18 protein-coding genes and 1 tRNA gene are annotated in these 21,585 nt (G+C 49.2%); 13 read left to right on the forward strand and 6 right to left on the reverse strand.

Features of this window, described 5'->3' with window-relative positions; all coding sequences use genetic code 11:
- Positions 1 to 48: 48 nt before the first annotated feature.
- Positions 49 to 2,529: an ATP-dependent helicase HrpB gene (gene hrpB / locus JH15_RS00155; protein ID WP_043525834.1), complete on the forward strand. Its 2,481-nt coding sequence runs from the start codon at positions 49 to 51 to the stop codon at positions 2,527 to 2,529.
- Positions 2,530 to 2,561: 32 nt separating this feature from the next.
- Here hrpB and JH15_RS00160 read toward each other — a convergent pair whose 3' ends face one another.
- On the reverse strand, positions 2,562 to 4,175 hold the full coding sequence (locus JH15_RS00160) for an OpgD/OpgG family glucan biosynthesis protein (RefSeq protein WP_043525837.1): 1,614 nt from the start codon (positions 4,173 to 4,175) through the stop codon (positions 2,562 to 2,564).
- Positions 4,176 to 4,476: 301 nt separating this feature from the next.
- On the opposite strand from JH15_RS00160, the gene JH15_RS00165 reads away from it, so the two are divergent.
- Complete coding sequence (locus JH15_RS00165; RefSeq protein WP_052383817.1) at positions 4,477 to 4,776, forward strand: hypothetical protein; 300 nt, start codon at positions 4,477 to 4,479, stop codon at positions 4,774 to 4,776.
- 149 nt (positions 4,777 to 4,925) lie between these two features.
- Positions 4,926 to 5,141: a hypervirulence associated TUDOR domain-containing protein gene (locus JH15_RS00170; protein ID WP_043525839.1), complete on the forward strand. Its 216-nt coding sequence runs from the start codon at positions 4,926 to 4,928 to the stop codon at positions 5,139 to 5,141.
- Positions 5,142 to 5,467: 326 nt separating this feature from the next.
- Here JH15_RS00170 and JH15_RS00175 read toward each other — a convergent pair whose 3' ends face one another.
- Positions 5,468 to 5,671, reverse strand: a complete 204-nt coding sequence (locus JH15_RS00175) for a hypothetical protein (protein WP_043525841.1) — start codon at positions 5,669 to 5,671, stop codon at positions 5,468 to 5,470.
- Between the two features lie 369 nt (positions 5,672 to 6,040).
- On the opposite strand from JH15_RS00175, the gene JH15_RS17665 reads away from it, so the two are divergent.
- The 5 genes from JH15_RS17665 (at position 6,041) to JH15_RS00185 (ending at position 13,968) form a co-directional block, all read left to right on the forward strand.
- The gene (locus JH15_RS17665; RefSeq protein ID WP_081948786.1) at positions 6,041 to 7,360 is read left to right on the forward strand and encodes a site-specific integrase; all 1,320 of its coding nucleotides are present in this window, start codon (positions 6,041 to 6,043) and stop codon (positions 7,358 to 7,360) included.
- A gap of 39 nt (positions 7,361 to 7,399) precedes the next feature.
- Positions 7,400 to 8,188: a hypothetical protein gene (locus JH15_RS00180; RefSeq protein ID WP_043525843.1), complete on the forward strand. Its 789-nt coding sequence runs from the start codon at positions 7,400 to 7,402 to the stop codon at positions 8,186 to 8,188.
- A gap of 66 nt (positions 8,189 to 8,254) precedes the next feature.
- Complete coding sequence (locus JH15_RS17975; protein WP_156105223.1) at positions 8,255 to 8,854, forward strand: hypothetical protein; 600 nt, start codon at positions 8,255 to 8,257, stop codon at positions 8,852 to 8,854.
- A gap of 628 nt (positions 8,855 to 9,482) precedes the next feature.
- On the forward strand, positions 9,483 to 10,988 hold the full coding sequence (locus tag JH15_RS17675) for a YfjI family protein (RefSeq protein WP_081948790.1): 1,506 nt from the start codon (positions 9,483 to 9,485) through the stop codon (positions 10,986 to 10,988).
- A 559-nt stretch (positions 10,989 to 11,547) separates the two neighbouring features.
- On the forward strand, positions 11,548 to 13,968 hold the full coding sequence (locus JH15_RS00185; RefSeq protein WP_156105224.1) for a DNA methyltransferase: 2,421 nt from the start codon (positions 11,548 to 11,550) through the stop codon (positions 13,966 to 13,968).
- Between the two features lie 53 nt (positions 13,969 to 14,021).
- Here JH15_RS00185 and JH15_RS17980 read toward each other — a convergent pair whose 3' ends face one another.
- From JH15_RS17980 to JH15_RS17985, 3 genes are all read right to left on the reverse strand, one after another.
- Positions 14,022 to 15,413, reverse strand: a complete 1,392-nt coding sequence (locus JH15_RS17980) for a hypothetical protein (protein WP_156105225.1) — start codon at positions 15,411 to 15,413, stop codon at positions 14,022 to 14,024.
- Between the two features lie 4 nt (positions 15,414 to 15,417).
- A complete protein-coding gene (locus JH15_RS17680; RefSeq protein WP_081948794.1) occupies positions 15,418 to 15,633 on the reverse strand; it encodes a helix-turn-helix domain-containing protein in 216 nt (71 codons plus the stop codon).
- Between the two features lie 914 nt (positions 15,634 to 16,547).
- A complete protein-coding gene (locus JH15_RS17985) occupies positions 16,548 to 17,675 on the reverse strand; it encodes a site-specific integrase (protein ID WP_156105226.1) in 1,128 nt (375 codons plus the stop codon).
- Between the two features lie 94 nt (positions 17,676 to 17,769).
- Here JH15_RS17985 and JH15_RS00190 point away from each other — a divergent pair, with 94 nt between their 5' ends.
- Complete coding sequence (locus JH15_RS00190; RefSeq protein WP_043525844.1) at positions 17,770 to 18,123, forward strand: hypothetical protein; 354 nt, start codon at positions 17,770 to 17,772, stop codon at positions 18,121 to 18,123.
- A gap of 286 nt (positions 18,124 to 18,409) precedes the next feature.
- On the opposite strand, the gene JH15_RS00195 is transcribed toward JH15_RS00190, so the two are convergent.
- A tRNA-Pro gene (locus JH15_RS00195) sits at positions 18,410 to 18,486 on the reverse strand.
- 195 nt (positions 18,487 to 18,681) lie between these two features.
- Between JH15_RS00195 and JH15_RS00200 the strand changes: the two genes are divergently transcribed.
- From JH15_RS00200 to JH15_RS17685, 4 genes are all read left to right on the forward strand, one after another.
- Positions 18,682 to 19,047: a CidA/LrgA family protein gene (locus JH15_RS00200; RefSeq protein ID WP_043525846.1), complete on the forward strand. Its 366-nt coding sequence runs from the start codon at positions 18,682 to 18,684 to the stop codon at positions 19,045 to 19,047.
- The gene (locus JH15_RS00205) at positions 19,044 to 19,772 is read left to right on the forward strand and encodes an LrgB family protein (protein ID WP_043525848.1); all 729 of its coding nucleotides are present in this window, start codon (positions 19,044 to 19,046) and stop codon (positions 19,770 to 19,772) included. Before JH15_RS00200 ends, JH15_RS00205 begins: the two co-directional genes overlap by 4 nt.
- A 178-nt stretch (positions 19,773 to 19,950) precedes the next feature.
- Positions 19,951 to 21,309 carry a DUF2252 domain-containing protein gene (locus JH15_RS00210; RefSeq protein ID WP_052383818.1) on the forward strand — a complete coding sequence of 453 codons (1,359 nt, stop codon included), beginning with the start codon at positions 19,951 to 19,953 and terminating at the stop codon, positions 21,307 to 21,309.
- Positions 21,310 to 21,401: 92 nt separating this feature from the next.
- Positions 21,402 to 21,575 carry a DUF2970 domain-containing protein gene (locus JH15_RS17685; RefSeq protein WP_081948796.1) on the forward strand — a complete coding sequence of 58 codons (174 nt, stop codon included), beginning with the start codon at positions 21,402 to 21,404 and terminating at the stop codon, positions 21,573 to 21,575.
- Positions 21,576 to 21,585 lie beyond the last annotated feature (10 nt).

A 21,585-nucleotide genomic window follows, 5' to 3' on the forward strand; every position in this document is an offset into this window, starting at 1 on the left:
CAAGCCGTCGTATAGGTTACAACGCCCATCCGAGACGGGACTAGCGCGATGTCGTCTTCTTCCATCACTCCCTCCCCCGAACTTCCCATCGAGTCCCGCCTGGTCGAGATTCACGAAGCCATGGCGCAACACAACCGGGTGCTGCTGGTGGCCGAGCCTGGTGCGGGCAAGACCACGCGGGTGCCAGCCTCGTTACTTACAGCCTCCTGGTGCCAGGCGGGGCGACTGCTGTTGCTGGAGCCACGCCGGGTGGCGGCACGTCTGGCGGCTCGCTACATGGCCGAACAGCTTGGCGAATCCGTGGGGCAGCGAGTGGGGTATCGGGTGCGTGGCGAGTCGTGCGTCAGCCCGCAAACGCGTCTCGAGGTAGTGACCCAGGGCATCTTGACGCGCACGTTGCAGGACGATCCGATGCTCGAGGGGGTGTCGGGGATCATCTTCGATGAGTTCCACGAGCGCAGCCTGGATGCCGACCTGGGGCTGGCCTTGACCCTGGATATGCAATCCGGCTTGCGTGAGGATCTCCGGCTGCTGGTCATGTCGGCCACGCTGGATGTTGCAGCGTTGCGCGGGGTTCTTGGTAGTAACGCACCGCTGATCGACGTGCCGGGGCGAACCTACCCTGTCGAAACGCGTCATTTGCCTGTAGCCCGTAATCGCGATGGGCAGGCAGACCTGAGCGCTGCCGTCAGGCAAGCCATCGGCGAGACTCAAGGCGATGTGTTGATGTTTCTTCCCGGCGTAGGGGAGATACGTCGGCTGGCGCGCGTGTTGGCCGGCCTATCCCAGCAATCCTCGACAGAGGGTCTGGTGATTCATGAACTGCATGGGCGGATGAGCCTGGAGGCCCAGCAGCATGCACTCGACCCCGACCCACAGGGACGGCGACGACTCGTGCTGTCGACGGCAATCGCCGAGTCGAGTATCACCGTCGACGGTATCCGCGTGGTTATCGATGCCGGCTATGAGCGTCTGTCCCGTTTCCAGCCACGTACCGGGATGACTCGGCTCGTCACACAGCGGGTGAGCCGGGCCAGCGCCGATCAGCGTCGCGGCCGGGCCGGTCGGCAGGCACCGGGGGTCTGTTATCGTTTGTGGTCGGAAGAGCAGGTGTTACCTGCCCATGGCGATCCCGAAATACTGCAAGCCGATCTGTCCGGACTGGCGTTCGAGCTGGCACGCTGGGGCGTCACTCGCCCCGAAGCGCTCGCGTGGGTCACACCGCCTCCTGCCGCCGGGCTTCATGCCAGCCGCGAGTTGCTCCGCCGTCTTGGTATTCTCGACGCTCAGCACACCCTGACGCCGTTGGGGCGTGCCTGCACCCGCTGGCCGACGCATCCTCGACTGGCTTCCTTGCTGGAACATGCGGTGCGCTGGAATGTTGAGGCGTTGGGCTGTTGGTTGGCCGCCTATCTGGAACGGCGTGTAAAGACTGATGGGGTCGATATCGCAGAGGCCTTGTCATGCTTGCCTGACTCAGGGGCTCGGGGGGAGGCGGGACAATGGCATCGGGAGGCTCAGCGGCTCGCGTCGATTGCGGGATGTCGCCTGGGTCGCCCCGGCCTGGAGAAACTGGGCGAGCTGCTGGCCGTGACTTACCCCGAGCGTGTCGCGAAGCGACTCGAGCCCGGCCGTTTCAAGATGGCCGGGGGCGGGTTGGCGAGCCTCGACGATCGACAGAGGCTGGCACATGCGCCCCTGATCGTTGCCGTGGATCTCGATGGCGATGCCCGCCAGGCGCGCATCTATCAGGCCGTGTCAGTTTCACAATCGGCAGTGGCGTCGCTGTTTCCTGAAACGCGTCGCTGGCAAGCGCGACTCAACTGGTCCGAAGAGGCGGGACGATTGATCGGAGAGGAAGTCCGCGCACTGGGAGAGCTGGTGCTGGAACGACGACCGTTGGCGCAGCTCCCCCAGGAGGCGATCCTGGATGCCTTGCTTCAGGCCGTGAGGAGGACCGGTCGCCTGCCGCTGGATGACCAGGCCACACAACTTCAACAGCGTGTGATGCTGCTGCGTCGTGAGCTTGGGGATGAATGGCCGGACTGGTCGACTCCGGCGCTACTGGCAACGCTCGAGACATGGCTGGCGCCGTATCTTTCGGGGGTGACACAGCTCGATGCCATCGGCCGCATGCCCTTGGCAAGCTATCTGCTCGATAGCCTGGATTGGCCCCAGCGACAGAGGTTGGACGCGCTGGCGCCCACGCATCTCGAGGTTCCGAGTGGTTCGCGTATCGGGCTCGACTACTGTGGCGAAGAGGACGTGGTCCTCGCTGTGAAGTTGCAGGAAGTGTTCGGCTGGCAAGCCACGCCGTGCCTGCTCGAGGGGCGTGTTGCCGTCACGTTGCACCTGCTGTCACCGGCACGGCGCCCTCTGCAGGTAACACGCGACCTGGCGAGCTTCTGGAGCAACGGTTACCCCGAGGTCCGCAAGGAGATGCGGGGGCGCTATCCCAAGCACCCCTGGCCCGACGACCCTTTCACTGCCCAGCCGACGAGCCGAACCAAACGCGCCAGCCCCCGCTGATCATCCCTTGCGAACCCGTGACGTCTGGATGCTCAAAGATGGCCGGGGTTGCGTAACTCGCGCTCTTCCACAGGCGGCGGCGTCCATTGATAGATCCAGGTTTCGGTCAGGGGCCGATCGCCTGCTCGTAGGTAAAGACGGATATTGATGGGATCCGTTCCGTCGTCGGGTGGCACGATATCGAACCGGGCCCGATACCCATCGATCTCTTCCAGTGGCCGCGCTGAGGTGATTTCGATACGGCCGGCGGAAGTTTCGATGACAGCCTCGACGTCCGTTTCATCATCCTCGAGCGGGAAGGGGCCTCCCTGGAAATCGACGACGAAGCGGCAGCTATAATACTCGCGCCGCTGACCGACGACGCCGCCTAGTCCCGTACGTGTATCCACGCAGTGGGCCAGATTGTCGGTTTCTGGTGAGAATGGCGGCAATTCACGCCAATGGATGCGGTAGCCGTATAACAACTCCTCACCCGGCTCGACCGGTGTCTGGGGATTCCAGAACGCCACGATATTGTCGAAGGTCTCGTCCAGGGTCGGGATCTCGACTAACTGTACGGCACCGCTCCCCCAGTCGCCTTTGGGCTCGATCCAGATGCTGGGTCGCTGGTCGTAATAGGCGCCGTCATCCTGGTAGTGATCGAACTCATGGTCGCGTTGCAACAACCCAAAGCCACGCGGATTCTGATCGTGGTAGGCATTGAAGCGAATCGACCGAGGATTGGTCAGGGGCCGCCAGAGCCACTCGCCGTGACCGGTATGCATCGACAGCCCATCAGAATCGTGTATCTCCGGTCGCCAATCGTAGTTCGCTTCCCGGTCGTTCTCGCCAATCATGTACATGCTGGTAAGAGGCGCAATGCCCAGGCGTTCGATGGGCTTGCGCGGATAGAGCGCCACGTCGATATCCATCAGTACGCCGTCCGGCTGACTGATATCGAATCGATAGGCACCGGTGGTGCTGGGCGATTCGAGCAGGGCGTAAACCGTGACTACCTCTCCGCTGTCAGCGGGGCGCTCGAGCCAGAACTGGGTGAAATCGGGAAACTCCTCGGGGCGATCCATGGCCGTATCGATGGCCAGGCCCCGTGCCGATGCGCCGTACTGAAGCGTTTTGCCGACCGCGCGGAAGTAGCTCGCGCCCAGGAAGGCGGCGACATCACGCTTCGGGTCCTCCTTTGGATGCAGACGAAACCCCGCAAACCCCAGATCCTCGGGTAGCGTTTCACCATCGAGCCCCGACTTGCCATAGTCGAACAGGTCGGGGTCGTAGGCGATTTCACGTGCCTCGCCGTCGATCACCTCATGGATCTTGACCGGGGTCTTGAAATACAGCCCCAAGTGGAAAAGCTGGGCCTGGAAGGGTGAGTCAGGCTGCTCCTTCCATAAGGCGTGGTCGCGTTGATAGGTGATCGACTGGTATTCATCCCAAGTGAGTTCCGCAACCTCGTCAGGCAACTCGTTTTCATGGGACTGGTGCGGTTGCGCCGACAGGTTTCTGGCCAACCCCTTCAACCAGGCATAGTCGAAGGACTGACGACTACCTCCGATGGTTCCCGTCTGGCTTTCGACGGCTGCTACCAGCGAAGAGAAAGGGAGGAACAAGCCGAGTGCGCTCGTACCTCTGAGAAAGTCACGTCGGTTCATGGTGTCATTCCTGACGAATCGATTCATGTATCGAGGGTGAATCTGGTTGCAATGGCCTCCTTGGCCATGACAACGCTAAGGGAAACAGGCACGAAACGCCACACCGTGCTACGAATCCGATACGGGAAGGACTACTTATCAGGCATAAGATTGCTTGGGTACCGGTCCGGCGAGCTAGTGACGGCTAAAGGAGACTGTCATGTTATTTTTTGTTTGCTGATAAAAAATCCTGATCTGGATTAAGCGAATTGTCATTCTGTCTTGCTATAGTCAAAACTCAACCCGAGGCAGGAGGCCCGCCATGTTGAATCGCTCCAGAGAATTATCATGTCCTCAGTGTGATGCCATCAATGCATGGACGGGTGAGCCGGCGCCGGATGACGCGCTTCACTGCACGGCCTGCTCGGCTTACATCACAAGCTATGACGATTATATTCGCGAAGCCGTACGTCGTGAGGTGAAGCGGTTGATGGATAGCTATCGCCGCCCCAGTCCCGCACGTGAGCTGGCGATTCTCAAACGGGTGCTGGCGCGGCCGACTCAGCCGTATTTACCGCATGTCTTGTCTCGCCCCGGACAAGAAACTCAGGCGGACGCCTGAAGCGCAGACTTCCTTCATATTTCTCTCCGCCCGGCATTTTCCCATGCCGGGCGGATCTGTATTGGGGCTTTAAAGCGACTACTCTTTTTATCTGGGCCGTACCGAACAGGTTTATCTTCTATGTTTTTTCGTCAACGCAAGGAGGATTCATGGCCAAGCGTTTCAAGGTGGGTGACCATGTGCAGTGGAACTCTGAGGCGGGCATGGTCAGCGGGCATATAACCCGCGTGCATACCGAGGATGCTGAATATAAAGGGCATAAACGTCGGGCGAGTGAGGACGAGCCGCAGTACGAAATCAAGAGCGACAAAACCGATCACATAGCCATGCACAAGGATTCGGCGTTGACGAAGGTCGATGACTGAGCGAGCCCGATAGCCAGGCTCGATGATAATGCCCCGTAGGTTTGGTGGGGCGTTTCCGCATATCGCTCTGTACTAGGGAGTATTATCCGTGCGATCGCCCGGGGTGCGGTTCGGAGCCTGACCGGTTGTATCGCCCGGGGTTCGGCTCGGAGCCTGGCCGTTGGTTCGGCTCCCGGATGGTTGATTTGACTTATAGCTTTTCCATTTTTCCTTCACCTTGTTACGGTTCTCGGGCTTTTTGAGCCATTTGGCAATCGCCATTCCTATCCATTTTTTCATACAGCCCACCTTTGCTGAGACCAATGACGTACCGAACGCGAGAGCGCCTACGGCTTACGTGTGTTTTCGTGCGGTGGTTCTTCCGTGTGCTGTGATCCGTTGGCGTGGTATGGGTCGAGGTCGTGTGGGCGTTCATCCTCCACGTTCATGACGCGGTTCCACGCTTCCTTGACCTTTCGCTCGGCTAGCTCGCGGTTTTCAGGCTTGCGTAGCCAGAACGCGCCGGCCGCCAGAAGGAGTAGACGTAGCATTCGGGCCCCTTTTCGATTGGAGGTGAAGTCTAGGTATGGCTGCCAGCGGGCATTGGGTCAAGCGAGGCGTGCTGCGAATACGTATATCCGTTTAGCCAAACGAGGGGCATAAAAAAACCGCCACCCGGCATGACCCGTAAGTGGCGGTTTTTGTGGTGTTCGTGGTCGGAGCGACAGGATTCGAACCTGCGACCTCTGCAACCCCATTCCAGAATTATAACAACAATGAGAGACAAGCAGAAACCAGGAGGTCGGAATAAGCGTATGATTTTAAACGGAATGAGAAAATAAAAGGGTTCCTGGTTGTTCCTGGTGATAGCTTGTTATAAATTCATCTTGTCACCTATGTGTCACCTGGCGGAGGGCGGGATGGTGGGACTAACGAAGCTGAAGCTAACCGAGAAAGTGCTGAAGAATCTGCTAAAAGAGAATAGTACCGGTGACGTATGGGATACAGAGCTAAGTGGTTTCCATGTACGTCCTGGCAGGACTGGAGTTTCGTTCCGCTTACATTATAGAACGAAAACTGGCAAGCGAAGGGTCCTAACTATTGGCCAATATGGCCAATTAACATGCGCGGAAGGCCGTGATCTTGCCAAGGAGGCGTTGGCGGTCATCGCTCAGGGCGGTGATCCTGTAGGCTTGCTTGTAGAAGCCCGTGTAGAAGCAAAGAGACAGCAGGCGCAAACCCTAAGGGCATACTTAGAGGGCCCGTATTCTGCTTACCAAAAGCGAAAAAAAGATGGCAATGGAACATTAAGAAGAATTCAAAAAGATTTCTCTACTTGGCTTGATAGGTCTATGGGGAGTTTAAATAGAGCGGACGTTGAAAAGTGGCAGACAGCGCAAGAAGCTAGAGAAGAACCGAGATCATTTGAAACGATGAAGCGATCTTACGATGCTTTGCATGCGATGCTAGTTCATGCGGCAGAAAGGAAAGTTATTGATTCAAACCCGCTGAAAAATATTAAATTGCAGCGTCCAGCATTGAACTACGATGAATTGGCAGAACAATCAAGTCAACGAAGATTCCTGAGCGACGAAGAGGTAAGAAACCTTTTTTCAGGTATTGAACAGTACCAAGAGTTAAAGCGCGCGGAACGGAAGCGAAGCAGAAGTCATGGCAAAGGGTATCTCCCCTCTTTAGACGATGTAGATTTCACTGATCACGTGAAGCCGTGGCTCTTGGTTATGTATTACACTGGATTTCGTCCAGGAGATATAGCTGGCCTGAGGTGGGAGCATATTGACTTTGAACGTGGAATAGTACGAAAAATTATAGAGAAAACCGCACACCATAACCCGGCACCTATGACATTTCCTCTTTCACATCCTGCTATAGACATCCTAGCACGATGGCACAAGCAAACGCATGAGCCTAGTATTGGCTATGTCTTTCCATCGCACCGCACCGGAAAGCGTATGGACCGAACTGCGATGCAGAAACCCTGGGAAAAAATACGAGCCATTGCGGGTCTGCCGGATGACTTACTGATGTATAGTTTGCGGCATAATTTTGCAAGCCAACTTGTCATGGGAGGGGTAGATCTACTTACAGTAAGTAAACTAATGGCTCATAGAGATATTCAAACCACAGTTAGATACTATGCGCACCTATGTCCAGATCATGCAAGGGATGCGGTTGAGCTACTGGCTAATAAAGTCGGTAGGCTTGTATCGACTGGGTAAATTGTATAAGGAAAAAAAGTGGCCTTAAACCGACGGCTCATGAAGCTTAAAAAGTGGTATACGCTTGCTGACGCATCAAAGAGACTCAGCTTAGAGTTCACTGAAGATGTGAGCACGCTTGATATATTGCAGTTGGCTTTGGAAGGTGAAATTAATTTAAGCATTCATCTTGGCGATTTTCCCGCTCTTAAAGTAGATGAAATTAGAGCCATAGAGACCGGAACAGTTCTGGTACAAATTGATGAACTACAACTCCCTGCGTCTATCTCTGACCCTGTCCTCTCCGTAGGAACTGAAAAGTTATTTCTTAGTGGAATCTTCCACCTAGATACGAAATTTCAATGCATTAGCACGTTGTTGAAAAACACCATACTCGGAAAGCCGGCTAGTAACGCAAAAGGAGGTTTCTGGTTGGTTTCTGACATACACAATAGCGAGAATGTTTATGTAGCTGCGGATATAGATGCTGACTTTGAATTTATCCCTAATTACAATGGACCTAAGCTAGAAGATGTAGTTATTATTAAGGAAGATATTGAGCAATTTATATATAACTCTTTTGCAAGCGAGGAGGAGCAAGTATCTGACTATGAAAGTACCAATCAAAAAGAAATTCGAAGAATTAATGAAGTTATGGGCGCTCTCATAGAAGCATATTATGAAAATAAACCACCTAGATACAAAAAGTCTAACAACATGCCTAATATTTCAACAATCACTGAGGATATTTTAGTCAAAGCACAAGGCAGTTCGGGTAGATTAGGTAAAAGTAAAGTTAATAATTTATTGAGTGCGGCATGGAAAACTTGGGCAGCAATAAAAGGCTGAAGAAATAAAGTCAAACTGGAAATATAAAACTATATTAAAGTGCGAATAATTTGGAGCCCCAGCAAAATGAAGATACTTTATTGCTGTTTACTATTTTCTGGTTTATGGGGATCTCTAGCTATTGCTGAAGGTTTGCCCGGTGAAGATCAAACTATTCATTATATTGACCAGATGCTATACAAATATGGTTCTTGTAGATATTTAGATCAAAGCAGCGGGAGAAAGAGTGAGCGTTTCCTAACCGGTTTCGATCTAGAAGATGGCAAGGTGACCATACGCAGTCAGTATGAAGATGATTACGTAATCTACGATGGCAATACTCTTCATAAGAGGCATTTTGAAAGTAGCGTAATCGAAATTGAGAACCTTTCTAGTGTTGAACTGGAGGGCGCAGTAAACGAAATAGGGGAAGATGCACAAGGCTGTAAAACGTGGCTCATCTTAAAGTGCGAGGCTTCTGAGGATTGTATCGATATTCAATATAAAGACGAATCATACTATGATAGTAGAGTAAACGATGAAGGCCATATTACTGCTAGTATCACCGTTTTGTCTCTTAAGTCTGATTTAGAAAAATCACAGAAAATAACTAGGGCTATGCAACACCTTTGGGAACTTCATAACCTTAATCTTGTGGACGCCACATTAAATGAGGAGCTTTTTTAAAACGAAAGTCGTTTAATGTCGGTAGTTTTAAGCAGAATGGTTCGTCAGAAACCAGATAGTGGCGCCTAGACAAGGCGCCTTTTTTATTTGGCGTGCCAAGGCCCGCTGAGTAGTGCTCTTTTTGACTGATCTTTCAGAAGGTGCTGCCATACGTTAAGGAGTGGGCCCAAAAAACTACGGCCAAGCTTAGTACTCACTGAAGAAAAGAATAAGCGACGAAAGCTGGGCTAGAAAATTGGAAAGTGGAAATTCCATTTGGACCATTTGAAAAAGCCACTGTGGCAACGTTGAGGCATAGCAACCAAAGAGGATACAGCTATGCCTAAGATGAATGATACGCCTGCCATTATTCTTGACCAAGCCATTACAGCTTGGAAGTTGGGTATAAACCCTGACCTAATAGAATTACCAGAAAAAAGCGTCTTTCCTGGACTTATCCGCTGTTCCCCTTCAACCGCGAGAAAAAGCCGCGTAACAGGTACGTTGCTAGGCCGAAAAGCACCTAGGTTTGTCCGGCACGGTCGAAGCATACGCTATCGCCTTTCAGACATTTTCAACTGGATTAACGCAGGGTCAACTTATAAATCCACAGCGGATGCTGCTCTAAGTAATCATGGGGTAATTACTAATGCAGAATAAAAACTCTCAACTTGAGCTGCCTGGTTTGGAAAACGTGCTTTCATCGAATAATGAGTATTTAGGACGTCACCCTTACCCTGTAGAAGCTCTAGGTACAGTGCTTGGAGAAGCAGCGGTGCGGTTGCAATACTATGTGCAAGCGCCTTTAGGGCTCGCAGCACAATCTGTCCTAGCAGCTGCTGCTTTATCTGTCCAAGGAAAAATTGATGTTGTTCGAGGGCAGATTGGGCAAGGCCCAACTTCGTTGTTTTGTTTAAGCATTGCTGAGTCAGGTGATCGAAAGTCTACGATTGATAAGCTAGCGTTACAACCTATTAGAGACTACGAACAAGCCAGGCAGGCCGAGATGCACAGTTTGTACGTAAAATACAAAGCTCAACTAGAGACCTGGAACACAACACGAAATGCTATTCTTAAGTCTTATAATAAAAAAATAGGGGGAGAGTTTAATCTAACTTGCCGAGATGACCTGCAAGCATCGCTATGCGATGTCGACTCAGATAAACCTGTAGAACCACGTAGGCCTAATATTACTTTTGAAGAGCCTACTTCGGAGGGTATATACAGGCATTTCTTGGAAGGAGAGCTGAGTGCTGGCTTATTTTCCGATGAAGCAATAAGCTTTTTCGGTGGCCATGGCATGACTGATGAAAGCCGTGGTCGAACTATCGCTATGCTAAGCAAGCTATGGGATGGTTCAGCTATTTCAAGAACCCGAGCAGCCCCAGGAGAGTCGGGTTTATTAGTTGGTCGACGCCTGTCTTCTCACTTAATGCTTCAGCCAATTGTCTCAGACAAAATATTTTCTGATTCGCTGTTGATGGGCCAGGGCTTTATGGCTCGCTTTTTAATAAGTCAAGACGATACGTTGGCCGGTACCAGATTTCTTCAAGGAAGAAATCTAAGTCTTGGCCCTTCTAATGATCCTTTTATTAATAATTATTGGGAGGCTCTTGCTGGACTACTTAGGTACCCTACAGGAAATGATACTGAAACTGGCGTGCAATCGCCCAAGAAATCTTTGATCAAGGATGAGGCCTTTTTGCAATGGTGCATATTACATGATCGAATAGAACAACAGCTCGGTGATAATGGAAACTACGTAGGTATTAAACCTTTTGCGAGTAAGGCGGCAGAAAATATGGCAAGAATCGCGTCTATACTTTCTATGGTAGAAGGCTATGAACATCCTACAATAGAGCATATAAAAAGGTCTGGTATAATAATGGACTATTATTTAAGAGGATTGTTGAAAAACAGTGCGACATCAGAAAAAAACAAGGAAGAAGAATTGCTCAATGACCTATATCAGTGGATAAAAGGTAATGGGGGCTACTTACATTGTGATAGCTTCAAGCTTTTGCCTAGAAAGTATAGAAATGCGCAGATAACGAGACAGCTTCTTGATATGCTTGTCTCTCAAGGCTGTATCTCGATTGATTCATTTAATAAGAAAGGAGCACCAACGTCCTGGAAGGGCATGAACCAACACTAATTATTGTTTCGCTTTGATTGGCATGCATGGCGGATAAGGCGGATCGGCGGATGAAATTTATTTTAAGTATACGTTATGACTCAATATTAAAGCGTATGCTGAAAGATACTTTGTCCGCCATTCCGCCATTCCGCCATTCCGCCATTCCGCCATTCCGCCATTCCGCCATTCCGCCATTCCGCATCTCATAGTTAATTCTCTCAACCATTGCCTGGGGCGGCTGAGATTGTATCTCGCTTAGGCTCGATAAAATCTCGTAGCCTGTCGCTTTTTAACTTGACTGGCTCTGTTTTCGCTTCGCTCAAACAGCCCTGTCAAGTTAAACCGCTAAGGCTAAACCCGCCCCCATACACCCATGCTACCCTGTTCGTTTTTTCTCACTTCGATTAACATGGGTGTATGGTGGGGATGTCTACTTCCACGCTAATTTTTTTTCCTGGGAGACTATTACAGGACTAAGCTTGACTTTTATTTCTTATAGTGGTAAAAAAAAAGGTTTTAGATACGGTCTTCTCAGAATTTCCGTCTTTGGGGTCTATTACTTTACTCGGTGAATTGGATGCAGCAAGAACTCTTTAAAAAAGTAGAGTTTTATATAGAGCCTCAATATACGACTCACTCAGGTGGTAAAGGTGAGCAATTGCATGATTGGTATGCATATTTAGAAGGTTATTCATCTGAATTTGTCAAGAATATTTTATCAAGCTATGCGCCTGACGCTAAAAAAGTATTAGATCCTTTCGCAGGTGTTGGAACAACTCCTATAACCTGTTCGCTATTAGGCATTGAAAGCTATTACTGTGAAGTAAATCCAGCGATGCGAAAGGTCATAAATGCAAAGTATTTTGTTGCAAGTCTCAGAGCTAAGCAGAAAAAAACACTTGCATATGAGCTAGTGCAGCTGGCAGGTGATTTGGAAGAATATATCAGTTCTACTAGCATGGATCTTCCTCTAAAAGAAAATTATCAGAAAGTTTTTGGAAAAAGCGTTTTTTTTCATGAGAAAACTTTTCTTGAAGTTCTTAAAGTGCGCACATTAGCTGATCATATATATAAGAAGAACCCAGCTCTATCTCTGGCTCTTGAAATAGCCGTCTTAGCTAAGTTACTTCCATGTTCCCTTTTAAAGCGTGCAGGGGATGTCAGATTTAAGACAGAAAAAGAGCTTGCTAAAGGAATACCTGATTTTATTGGCGCTGTATCTAAGCAACTTCGCCTTATGGCTAAAGATTGCGTGGAATGTAATGAAGCTAGCGCTTCAGCGCGGCTGCTCACAGGTAACTCTAAGCACATGCTTGAGCTTGACTCGGTTGATGCTGATGTAGTGGTAACTAGTCCGCCTTACTTAAATGGAACTAACTACTTTAGAAATACTAAGCTTGAGCTATGGTTCATTAGGGAGTTAATAGACGATAAAGGTTTACGAAAATTTAGGGACGAGGTGGTCACCTCTGGAATAAATGATGTAACTGTAAATAAAGGAAAAAAAATACATCCTCTTATTAGCGAGCTGCACGGCGAGCTAATGGAGAAAGCCTATGATAAAAGAATAGCCAGCATGGTGTCTGGATACTTTGAAGAGATGGGAGTTGTACTTGAAGGGCTGCGGCATCAAGTTAAACAAAATGGCTTAATCTGCATTGATATAGGCGACAGCCTTTATGCTGGCATATATGTGCCGACCCACCGTATTCTGGCAGGTATAGGAAAGGAACTTGGCCTCGAATTAGAGGATGAGGTCGTACTGAGAAAAAGGACATCAAAAAATGGACATCCTCTAAAACAAGTCCTATTAGTATTTAGAAATACACTTAAGGTGAGTACTGTTGATTCTGTCGCCAGCGAAAAAAAGAGAGCTTTAAAAAAATGGGAAGTCTTCAAGGAAACTTTGCCTCATTTAAAACATCCATATTCGAAAAGAAACTGGGGCAGTGAGCTACATTCTGTGTGCTCTTATCAGGGCAAAATGAAGCCCTCATTAGCTTTTCACCTCATGGATACTTTCTCCAAGCCTGGGGATATCATTTTAGATCCTTTCAGTGGGTCGGGTACTATTCCCTTCGAGGCTGCACAGAATGGCCGTATTGCATTTGGCATGGATATAGGTTTATTAGCGACTTCTGTCTCCAATGCCAAGCTGATTGAGCATGACGAACAGAGAGCTTTTGACATAATTGAGAAGCTTGAAGCATATATAAATAACAACTCCCCTAGTCAGCGGTCTTTAACAGACGCAAGTGAAGTTAAGTTCAATAAAACAATACCAGAATACTTTCATGAACAGACTTTAAGGGAAGTTCTTTGTGCTAGGGACTTTTTCTCATTGTACCAGGAACCTGAAGATGGGGACTGGGCGCTAGTTTTTTCGTGCATGCTTCATATTTTGCATGGCAATAGGCCTTATGCTCTAAGTAGAAATAGCCATCCTATTACTCCCTATGCTCCTACCGGAGAATACGAATACCGTAATTTGGTTGAACGCTTGTCCACCAAGGTCAATAGATCTCTATTAGCTCAAGCCAACCTTAAGCTAACAGATTCCAAATGTCTCATGGCGGATATTTTAGAAGATTGGCCTTCAGAAATTCAGAACATCAACTCTATTATCACATCTCCACCTTTTTTCGAAAGCACTAAATTCTATATGACAAACTGGATGAGATATTGGTTCTGCGGGTGGGGGAAGCCAGACTTTACAGATAGGGTAAAATCCTTTGTGGAAGTAAAACAAAAGAAGGACTTTGATATTTACGACTTTATATTCAAGCAAGCTAGCGAACGCTTGGCTGAAAACGGTGTCGCTGTTTTTCACTTAGGACAGAGTAGCAAGTGTAATATGGCAGAATCACTAAAGCCGTATGCGAAAAGATATTTTAAAGTTACCGACATATTCAATGAGTCAGTTGAACATCATGAGAAGCATGGCATAAAGGATAAAGGCGGTGTAAAAGGACATCAATATATAATTCTAGAGAAATAAGGCTAATAGAAACATGGCGGTTGCCATAAACCGCCATGTTTACAATACATTCTCTATCTTCTGTTTACGTACCCCAATAGGTTCACTCTGCTTTCAGGCAAGCTTTTGTTCAAAGTTTTCTGGAGAGATTTTATAAGTAAGTCTGCTGTTCTCTTACCATCTCTTACTTTTTGAAGCTCTGGCTTCTGGCAGAAGACACCGAAAAACCAATCCATGCTATTTAGCAATTTATAAATTGCTTCCTGATTTGGCCCTGGATTTTTTAGCACATCTAAGGGGATATTAGTTATCACATGCAGCTCATGTAGCTGTTTTTCCGTATAAAACTCAACCGGGCTTCTATCCCTTTTGCGAGAGTTACAAGAACCACATAAACATGTTGCAGTCTCATCAAGCGGCCATAAAAGAGCAAGCGGACGAGTATGGTCTAAATGCATATCTCTTTGATCGGGTATAGGAACTTTACAGTTGAAGCATTTTCGGTCAAACTTTAACCATATATCTGTGGCTAGTTCTCTACCGGGGTATTTATGCCTATAACGCAGCTGTGGGCTCTCCTCATAGAGTTCAGTAAGTAGAAGCTCTAAATTACGTCTTCTCGTCCCGTCCTCTTTCATTTGGTCAGGTGTTCTTTGGCAATTATGCGGAGCATTTACTTCAAATTTCTTGCAAAACCTACATTCGAGTTGATAGCCATAGTCCAGTTGAATGACTTCACCCGTATCTAAGTTTTTTAATTTCCCAAAACCACCATGTGAGCAGGGCCGTCTATGATCAGCAACACAGTGATTAGTAAAGCTCAAGATGTGCCTTTCGTTGCTAATATTTATAGGTAGGAAGCGTGCACATCTATTACAGGACTTCAAAAAAATATCTAGCTGCGTTTCGTTATCAACTTCGTAATCGATAACGACTTCGCCATCAACAGCGAAGAAGTTTGTTTCGGGACAAAAATCATGCATATTTTTTAATAGAACAGGACTTTCAGTGCTTGCCCATTCAAGATGCTTATGTGAAACAATTCCGCAGCCTACCTCATAAATAGCTATGTAAGAGTCCTCATTAGCAATAAACTTTATATGGATAGGTGGTACCGGCGCTCCATCTGCCACTTTAAACGAACCAAATTTTGACCAATTTCCATTCTCAGGGGCGGTTAAGGTACCCTTTTTAAATCCAGGAGCTGAAATTACCACTTCTGTACTCTGGTCGGCTTGGAACCAGCCTCCAAAGCCTAAAAAGTCTCCCGGCATATGGCCTGGCATATATAATGTAATTTCAAAAACCTCTCCTTTTTTTAACCTAAGTGCTGGAACCTGATCTACTTTAAACTCGCCTCCTGTTGAGTCGGGGTGGCTATTAAAGCCACTCCTTCTAGTGGTAGATCTTCTCCTTCCTGCATACTGCGTTTTACCTGGTAACTTGCCTAGATTTAAAGCATCCATAAGGCTACCTTATACTATTAAAAATATTCATAATTGGAACATTAAGCGCATCAGATATACTTTTTATTGCTTTTAATGAAATATTTCTTTTACCTCTTTCTACGCTACTTATATATGTGCGGTCCAAGTTCGAAAGCTCGGCTAACTGCTCTTGAGTAAGCCCTCTTTCTGTTCTTAACTTTCTTATTTCTTCGCCAAATTTAACTAGTATGTTCTCCATAGATAATTCCTGATATTGGTCTCAGCGTTATCACATGATGATGACTTAAAGTCTACGGACTATGAGTCACATAGGTGCGTGACACCTCATTTATGCAAAAGGGAGGGGAGGGCGGAGTAATCTCAAATAAGAATATTTATCTGTAAGAGTCTGGATGCAGATTAAGCCGCAAGAGCTAACGTCTCCTTGCAGCTTGTTAACTCATTGAACAATTGACCCAAACAACGAGATTAATATCAAACTGCACAAGGCAGCTATCACCCACACCGTGCCTCTGTAAGGAGATCCAGCAGGCATGCGCCTCGGTCAGTCATAGAGAAATAGCTTGTCGCGATTGCCTGCGTTTGAGGGCCAAAGACCTGCTGGTAATTATGGAAAGGAGTCCTCTATCCAGACCAGGCCATTCACGCTTAGTATTGCAACGCCTCATGAGACGACGAGGTCTTCCCAGCCTGTTGGCTTTGGAAGGAGGAATCTGATCATCAGCCGCTCCATAAGCCCTTCTAAGCTTATGAGTAGTTCGACTTAAAATTTGCGTCTGATGCACCATGTAGACCACAAGCGCAAACATCTTTATGCTGGTCTATCGCGCTACAGGCTGGGCCTATCTAGAGGTAGACCGCACAGGACGGCGCTGTCTTTCTGCAAACGCTGGTGAGCGGGCTCACAACCAGCATGGCATTAACATCGACTGATTTTGCCTTACCGGCCGCAGACAAGCGTTATGGCGGAGCATCCCAATGGCCGCCTGACGGACATACTGATACGCATCGGTTCGGCTCGTGGGATGATCTGATTCAAACGCTACAACTGTCTTGAACCACCATCAATTAGAAGTTTTTGAGTAATAGGACGAGGTCGATGCAATGCAGCAGCAATAGAAGAATCGGTCCAAATCTTTTTAAAAAAGTTATTTAATTATCTGGATTCAGGCTGGTGCTATATTCAATACTGTATTCTTGTTCGCTCTCTGCATCTAATGTTTTTTGTTTTTGTTGATAGGCACGCTGCTTAATTGCTTGGCCTACATCGAAAACCTCTCCTTCTTTTTTAAAGTACTTTCTAGCCACGTCATCATTTACTAGCTTTGTAGTTTCGACATCAACTTTAGGAACGGTGACGCCTCGCTTCCCTGACCGGTAGTGACCGTAACTGCTTATGCTAGATGTGTTTTTATGTCCCATTATTGCTGCGGCAATTATTCTACCGTTTTTGGTATCGTATAATTGCCTCTTTAAATTGGAACCAAAAGTGTAGCGCAGAGAGTACAGGCAAAACTGTTTCTTTTCATTTTTCAGTATCTTACGTGACGCTCTATGTATGCGCATCTGGGCTGCCTTGATACGCTTCTCGTCTAATTCCCTGGCTTTGTTTATAGAATTTATAAGGGATGGCCTGTATGGTATGGATAGGATGCGGTCTATGCCCCTTGATAAGCGAGGGTGTTTTTTCCCCAATAAAGTTTTTTTGCTACCGTGTATTTTTACTTTAATTATTTCTAAATCGTAATATATAATCTCTATGCGTGGTGCTTCTGAGGGCCTTATTCCAAAAAATCGGCCCAGCATTATAAGGACAATAGAGTCAATATCGTTCTTTTTTTTTCGATTAAGAAGCATTTCTTGGATGAGTTGATCAGATACGTTATTGAGCCTTCTTGATTTTTTGGTATTGTGCGATCTGTTTGGAACAGAGATAGGATTCTCTAAGGACCTTATTTGCTGAGCATGGCTGCTCAGGCCAGAAGCTTTGTAAAGAACTTCTAGAGCGCGTCTAGATTTACGCCAGCTATCTGAAGTTTTACTATTAGCTAAAGAAGCTAATGCTATTTTTATTAGCTTAAAATCTTGTGTCAATAATTCTTTCATTTCTTTTTTTGTTGTTATGGTAGACATCTCCTCAATAAGAATTTTATCCAGGAAAGAAAGAGACTCCTCTAAATATTTGTAATATGTGAGATCTTCAAACATATCACTTCTATGGTCTTTCCTGTATCTTCCGTAGCTTTTAAAAAGCTTTTCTATGGTTGTTAGTTTAGGCATTTTAAAACAAACCCTTTTTTATTATTATAGTACGCGCTACATAGCAGTGGCAATAGTTATATAATTAAATTATAATAAAATAAAAGGTTGATTTATGGGTGAGTCCGAAATTACTAAAAGCGATGTTTTTTTATTAAATACTATGAAGCTGCGCCAGCTTGAGGAGGCATGCAAGGAGCTTACGCAAGAAGGTGTACACTATGAGGTTGATTTAGACGTTTGTTTGGGTTTAAAGCGGGCAGGTGCCAAGGGAGACACTCTTTCTTCCAAAGCACTGGCGCTAGCGATAAAAAACGCTGCTCTACAGGTGCGCAGGAGTATAGAGAATCACCCTAAGCAGGCACAGCTAATGAGTGATATTTACTTCAAACGTAAAAGAAACAAGTATATGAAAAAAAGTATTTTTGAAGCTCTCAAGCCTTTTGCTCTGAAGGAATTTGAAAGTTGAGGAGCTGGACGCGAGAGCGCTTGAGTAGGGGCTTAGCTCAGGCCGACCGTCTTAGTATGGTGTCAGGTTCTTAGTCATTTCGAGAAAGCCACTGCCGCCTAGCTCTACAGACTAAGCTACTCAAAACCCAGCAGCAGGAGTGTTTTGCGTGATCTCATCACGTCTTACCATGAGGCAACCATGCTTGCTTATGTGTTGTGATGTCACCTATGTGTCACCTAAAGAAAGTAGAACAAAAAAACGCCACCCGGCATGATCCGTAAGTGGCGGTTTTTCTTGATGTTCGTGGTCGGAGCGACAGGATTCGAACCTGCGACCTCTGCAACCCCATTGCAGCGCGCTACCAAGCTGCGCCACGCTCCGTTACCGTTCGCGGCAGTCAGCTGCTTTGCCATCTGCCCCGAGAACGAGGCGTATACTACCCCGAGTGCAGAGAAATGAAAAGGGGGGATTGCGCTTTTCATTCAATCGCTTGTCAGGCGTTGGCTCGCGCTTCAAATAACGCCAAGGGTAGACAAAAGGCGTAGAATGTCGCCGGATTCTAGGCGGAGGCGGGCGATGCCACTGATATTTGGAATGAGCGTCCTGTTGGGATGCCAGTTCGTGGGCGAGTTATTGGCGCGGGGCCTCGCACTACCGGTGCCGGGACCGGTAATAGGCATGGTCATCCTCTTGCTAGGGTTGCTCGTCAATGGGCGAGTCCCTGACAGTTTGCGCCAATCGGGGGAGGGCCTGTTGCGTTATTTGACGCTGCTGTTCGTTCCTGCCGGCGTAGGCATCATGGTCCATGTGGGGCTGATTCGTGGTGATCTTTGGAGCCTGGTCGTGATTCTGTTCGTCTCGACCGGTATGACCTTGGGGGTAACCGCCAAGGTCATGGCATGGATGAACCGGGGTAACGTAGACACACGGGAGCGCCCATGAACGTCGTCAGGCTCGATCAGCTATGGGTCTACCTGTCTGGCAATCCCTTGCTCTCGCTGCTGGCGACACTGATCGCCTTCCTCGTCGCGGTGCGGATCAACCGTGGGCTCGGCGGCACGCCACTGCTGCACCCGGTCATCCTGTCAATTGCCTTATTGATTGCCTTCCTATTGATGACGGGGATTGATTACGCCACTTACTTCGAAGGGGCTCAGTTCATACATTTCCTGCTGGGACCGGCAACCGTCGCACTGGCTATTCCCCTTTACGACCACCGCCAACGCGTGGCCCGCATGATCTTGCCGATACTTGCTGCCTGTTTGACGGGGATCTTTACAGCGGTCGGAACGACCCTGGCCCTGGGGTGGGTGTTGGGTGTCGAGCACGAAGTTCTCATGAGCGTCGCGCCCCGGTCGGTGACGTCACCGATTGCCATGGGGATTGCTGAGCAACTGGGCGGCATTCCCGCACTGGCGGCTGGTTTGGTGCTCCTGACGGGCTCGGTCGGCTGTGCGCTCGGTCCTTTTATCTTTCGAATCCTGAAGGTTCAGGACCCTACCGTGAAGGGGTTTACCATGGGGTTGGCGGCACATGGATTCGGCACGGCGTACAGTTTTTCCTCCCTCGGGGCGGCAGCGGGGGCCTTTGCGGGGTTATCGATGGGTTTGACGGGCTTGCTGACGGCCTTCTTGCTGCCCCTCATTACGCATCTGCTCGGGCTCTAATCGAGGGGTACCGTACTTGCTCTCATGAGAGCGGAAGACGCTTCGTAAGCGATCCGGCCATGATGGGTAGGCGCCGCTTCCACTGGGTAGGCATTCCCTTGCTGGTGTCATGGAGCTGTCGTGTCACTGCAGGGATTCGCTGCGTATAGTGATGCGACGCTTCCAAGGAGACTGCCGTATGTCGCAGCCGTTGACCCGTCACAACCGCCCCCGGCAAGTGCTCGATGCCATCGCTGCCGCCAATGCCGACCTGTCGGAAGCCGACCGCACGGCCAAGTTCGACAAGCTGGCGACCTCACCGTATCGCTTTTTTCGTGGCACCAATCATCTTTACTGGAGCGATGTCTGGCACGACTGGCGTTTCGCCTTGTTCGGTGGGCTGCCCGAGACGCAAACCTGGCTGCAGGGCGATGCACATGCCTATAACTTCGGTGCCTACGGACACCACGACGATGACGTTCGCTACGGCATGGACGACTTCGATGACGCCCTCATCGGCGACTATCAGTATGACCTGTGGCGACTGGCCACCAGCCTGGTGCTGGATGTACGCGAGAACGTTGAGTTGTCTCGAAAGGGCACCCGTCGGGCGCTACGCGCGTTACTTGAAAGCTATCATGATGAATTAGTGGGCCATACGCGCGGCGAAACGCCCGCGGCAGTGACCTTGGATACCGCTAAAGGCTTTTTGAAGCCTTTCATGCAGGAGGTGGCGGATAAGCACAGTCGAGAACGCATGCTCGACAAATGGACGCAGCAAGGTGCCGAGGGGCGTCGTTTCGCGGAGAGGCCGGATAAGCTTGTCGGTTTGCCGGCGCATATTGCCAGTCAACTGCGTAAAGCCATCGAGGAGGAGTACCGCCAGACGCTGCAAAGTGGGCGCTCCGAGGCAGAACGTGGCCACTTTCGGGTCAAGGACATGGCGCGGCGAATCAATGCAGGGACGGGGTCGCTGGGAAGAGAGCGTTTCTATGTATTGATCGAAGGTGGGCGCGATCATGAGCACGACGATGTGATCCTCGATGTCAAGGAACAGGCGCCGCCCGAGGGGTGGAGGCAAATGACACGTGACGAGAAACAGGCCTGGCGAAATGCCTTTCCTCACGAGGGCGTCCGGCATGCAGCGGCATTCTGCGCCATTGCCGAGCATCCCGATATCTACTTGGGCTGGCTGCATCTAGGCGACAAGGTATTTTCAGTACGCGAGCGGTCACCGTTCAAGGAAGACTTTCCCACCCATAAAATCGATGGCGCCAAGCCCTACCGCAAACTGGTCAGGAACTGGGGCCGGATCCTGGCTCGCGAACACCTGCGCGGCGCCCGCGCGCTTCACCAGGACGACCCGGCTCGCTTTGCACGTAGCGTCTGCACACGGCTGGACGGGCGTCTGGACCATTTTGTCGAGATGATCTCGATGTTTGCCGTGAGCTACGCCGACTGTGTGACACAGGACTACCGTACCTTCGTCGAGGCCAAGCCAGACAGTAGCGGCAGCACCCTTGGAGCAGAATCCAATGGCAGGGCTCAGCGAGGGTAGCCGAAAGTTTATGAGCACGGCTTCCATGACGTGTGTCAGGATTCATGTATGAGTCACATCGCCAAGTCTTGGCGCGCCATTAGGGGGCAGGGATGTGGAAGGTGGTCAAATCGGTGCTGGCGGCATTCTTCGGCGTTCAGAACGAACGTCAGCGCAGCGAGGATTTTCAGCATGGCAATCCAGGGGCCTTCATTGCGGTCGGCTTGGTCCTGGCTGCCGTCATGGTGGGGCTGATTGCCTTGGTAGCTATCTTGGCCTCTCGCTGATTTAACGTTG

Source organism: Litchfieldella xinjiangensis (assembly GCF_000759345.1).
Lineage (GTDB): Bacteria > Pseudomonadota > Gammaproteobacteria > Pseudomonadales > Halomonadaceae > Litchfieldella_A > Litchfieldella_A xinjiangensis.

Coding starts and splice junctions, on each gene's coding strand:
- hrpB (WP_043525834.1), top strand. CDS start 49: ATGTCGTCTTCTTCCATCACTCCCTCCCCCGAACTTCCCATCGAGTCC.
- JH15_RS00160 (WP_043525837.1), bottom strand. CDS start 4,175: ATGAACCGACGTGACTTTCTCAGAGGTACGAGCGCACTCGGCTTGTTC.
- JH15_RS00165 (WP_052383817.1), top strand. CDS start 4,477: ATGTTGAATCGCTCCAGAGAATTATCATGTCCTCAGTGTGATGCCATC.
- JH15_RS00170 (WP_043525839.1), top strand. CDS start 4,926: ATGGCCAAGCGTTTCAAGGTGGGTGACCATGTGCAGTGGAACTCTGAG.
- JH15_RS00175 (WP_043525841.1), bottom strand. CDS start 5,671: ATGCTACGTCTACTCCTTCTGGCGGCCGGCGCGTTCTGGCTACGCAAG.
- JH15_RS17665 (WP_081948786.1), top strand. CDS start 6,041: ATGGTGGGACTAACGAAGCTGAAGCTAACCGAGAAAGTGCTGAAGAAT.
- JH15_RS00180 (WP_043525843.1), top strand. CDS start 7,400: ATGAAGCTTAAAAAGTGGTATACGCTTGCTGACGCATCAAAGAGACTC.
- JH15_RS17975 (WP_156105223.1), top strand. CDS start 8,255: ATGAAGATACTTTATTGCTGTTTACTATTTTCTGGTTTATGGGGATCT.
- JH15_RS17675 (WP_081948790.1), top strand. CDS start 9,483: ATGCAGAATAAAAACTCTCAACTTGAGCTGCCTGGTTTGGAAAACGTG.
- JH15_RS00185 (WP_156105224.1), top strand. CDS start 11,548: ATGCAGCAAGAACTCTTTAAAAAAGTAGAGTTTTATATAGAGCCTCAA.
- JH15_RS17980 (WP_156105225.1), bottom strand. CDS start 15,413: ATGGATGCTTTAAATCTAGGCAAGTTACCAGGTAAAACGCAGTATGCA.
- JH15_RS17680 (WP_081948794.1), bottom strand. CDS start 15,633: ATGGAGAACATACTAGTTAAATTTGGCGAAGAAATAAGAAAGTTAAGA.
- JH15_RS17985 (WP_156105226.1), bottom strand. CDS start 17,675: ATGCCTAAACTAACAACCATAGAAAAGCTTTTTAAAAGCTACGGAAGA.
- JH15_RS00190 (WP_043525844.1), top strand. CDS start 17,770: ATGGGTGAGTCCGAAATTACTAAAAGCGATGTTTTTTTATTAAATACT.
- JH15_RS00200 (WP_043525846.1), top strand. CDS start 18,682: ATGCCACTGATATTTGGAATGAGCGTCCTGTTGGGATGCCAGTTCGTG.
- JH15_RS00205 (WP_043525848.1), top strand. CDS start 19,044: ATGAACGTCGTCAGGCTCGATCAGCTATGGGTCTACCTGTCTGGCAAT.
- JH15_RS00210 (WP_052383818.1), top strand. CDS start 19,951: ATGTCGCAGCCGTTGACCCGTCACAACCGCCCCCGGCAAGTGCTCGAT.
- JH15_RS17685 (WP_081948796.1), top strand. CDS start 21,402: ATGTGGAAGGTGGTCAAATCGGTGCTGGCGGCATTCTTCGGCGTTCAG.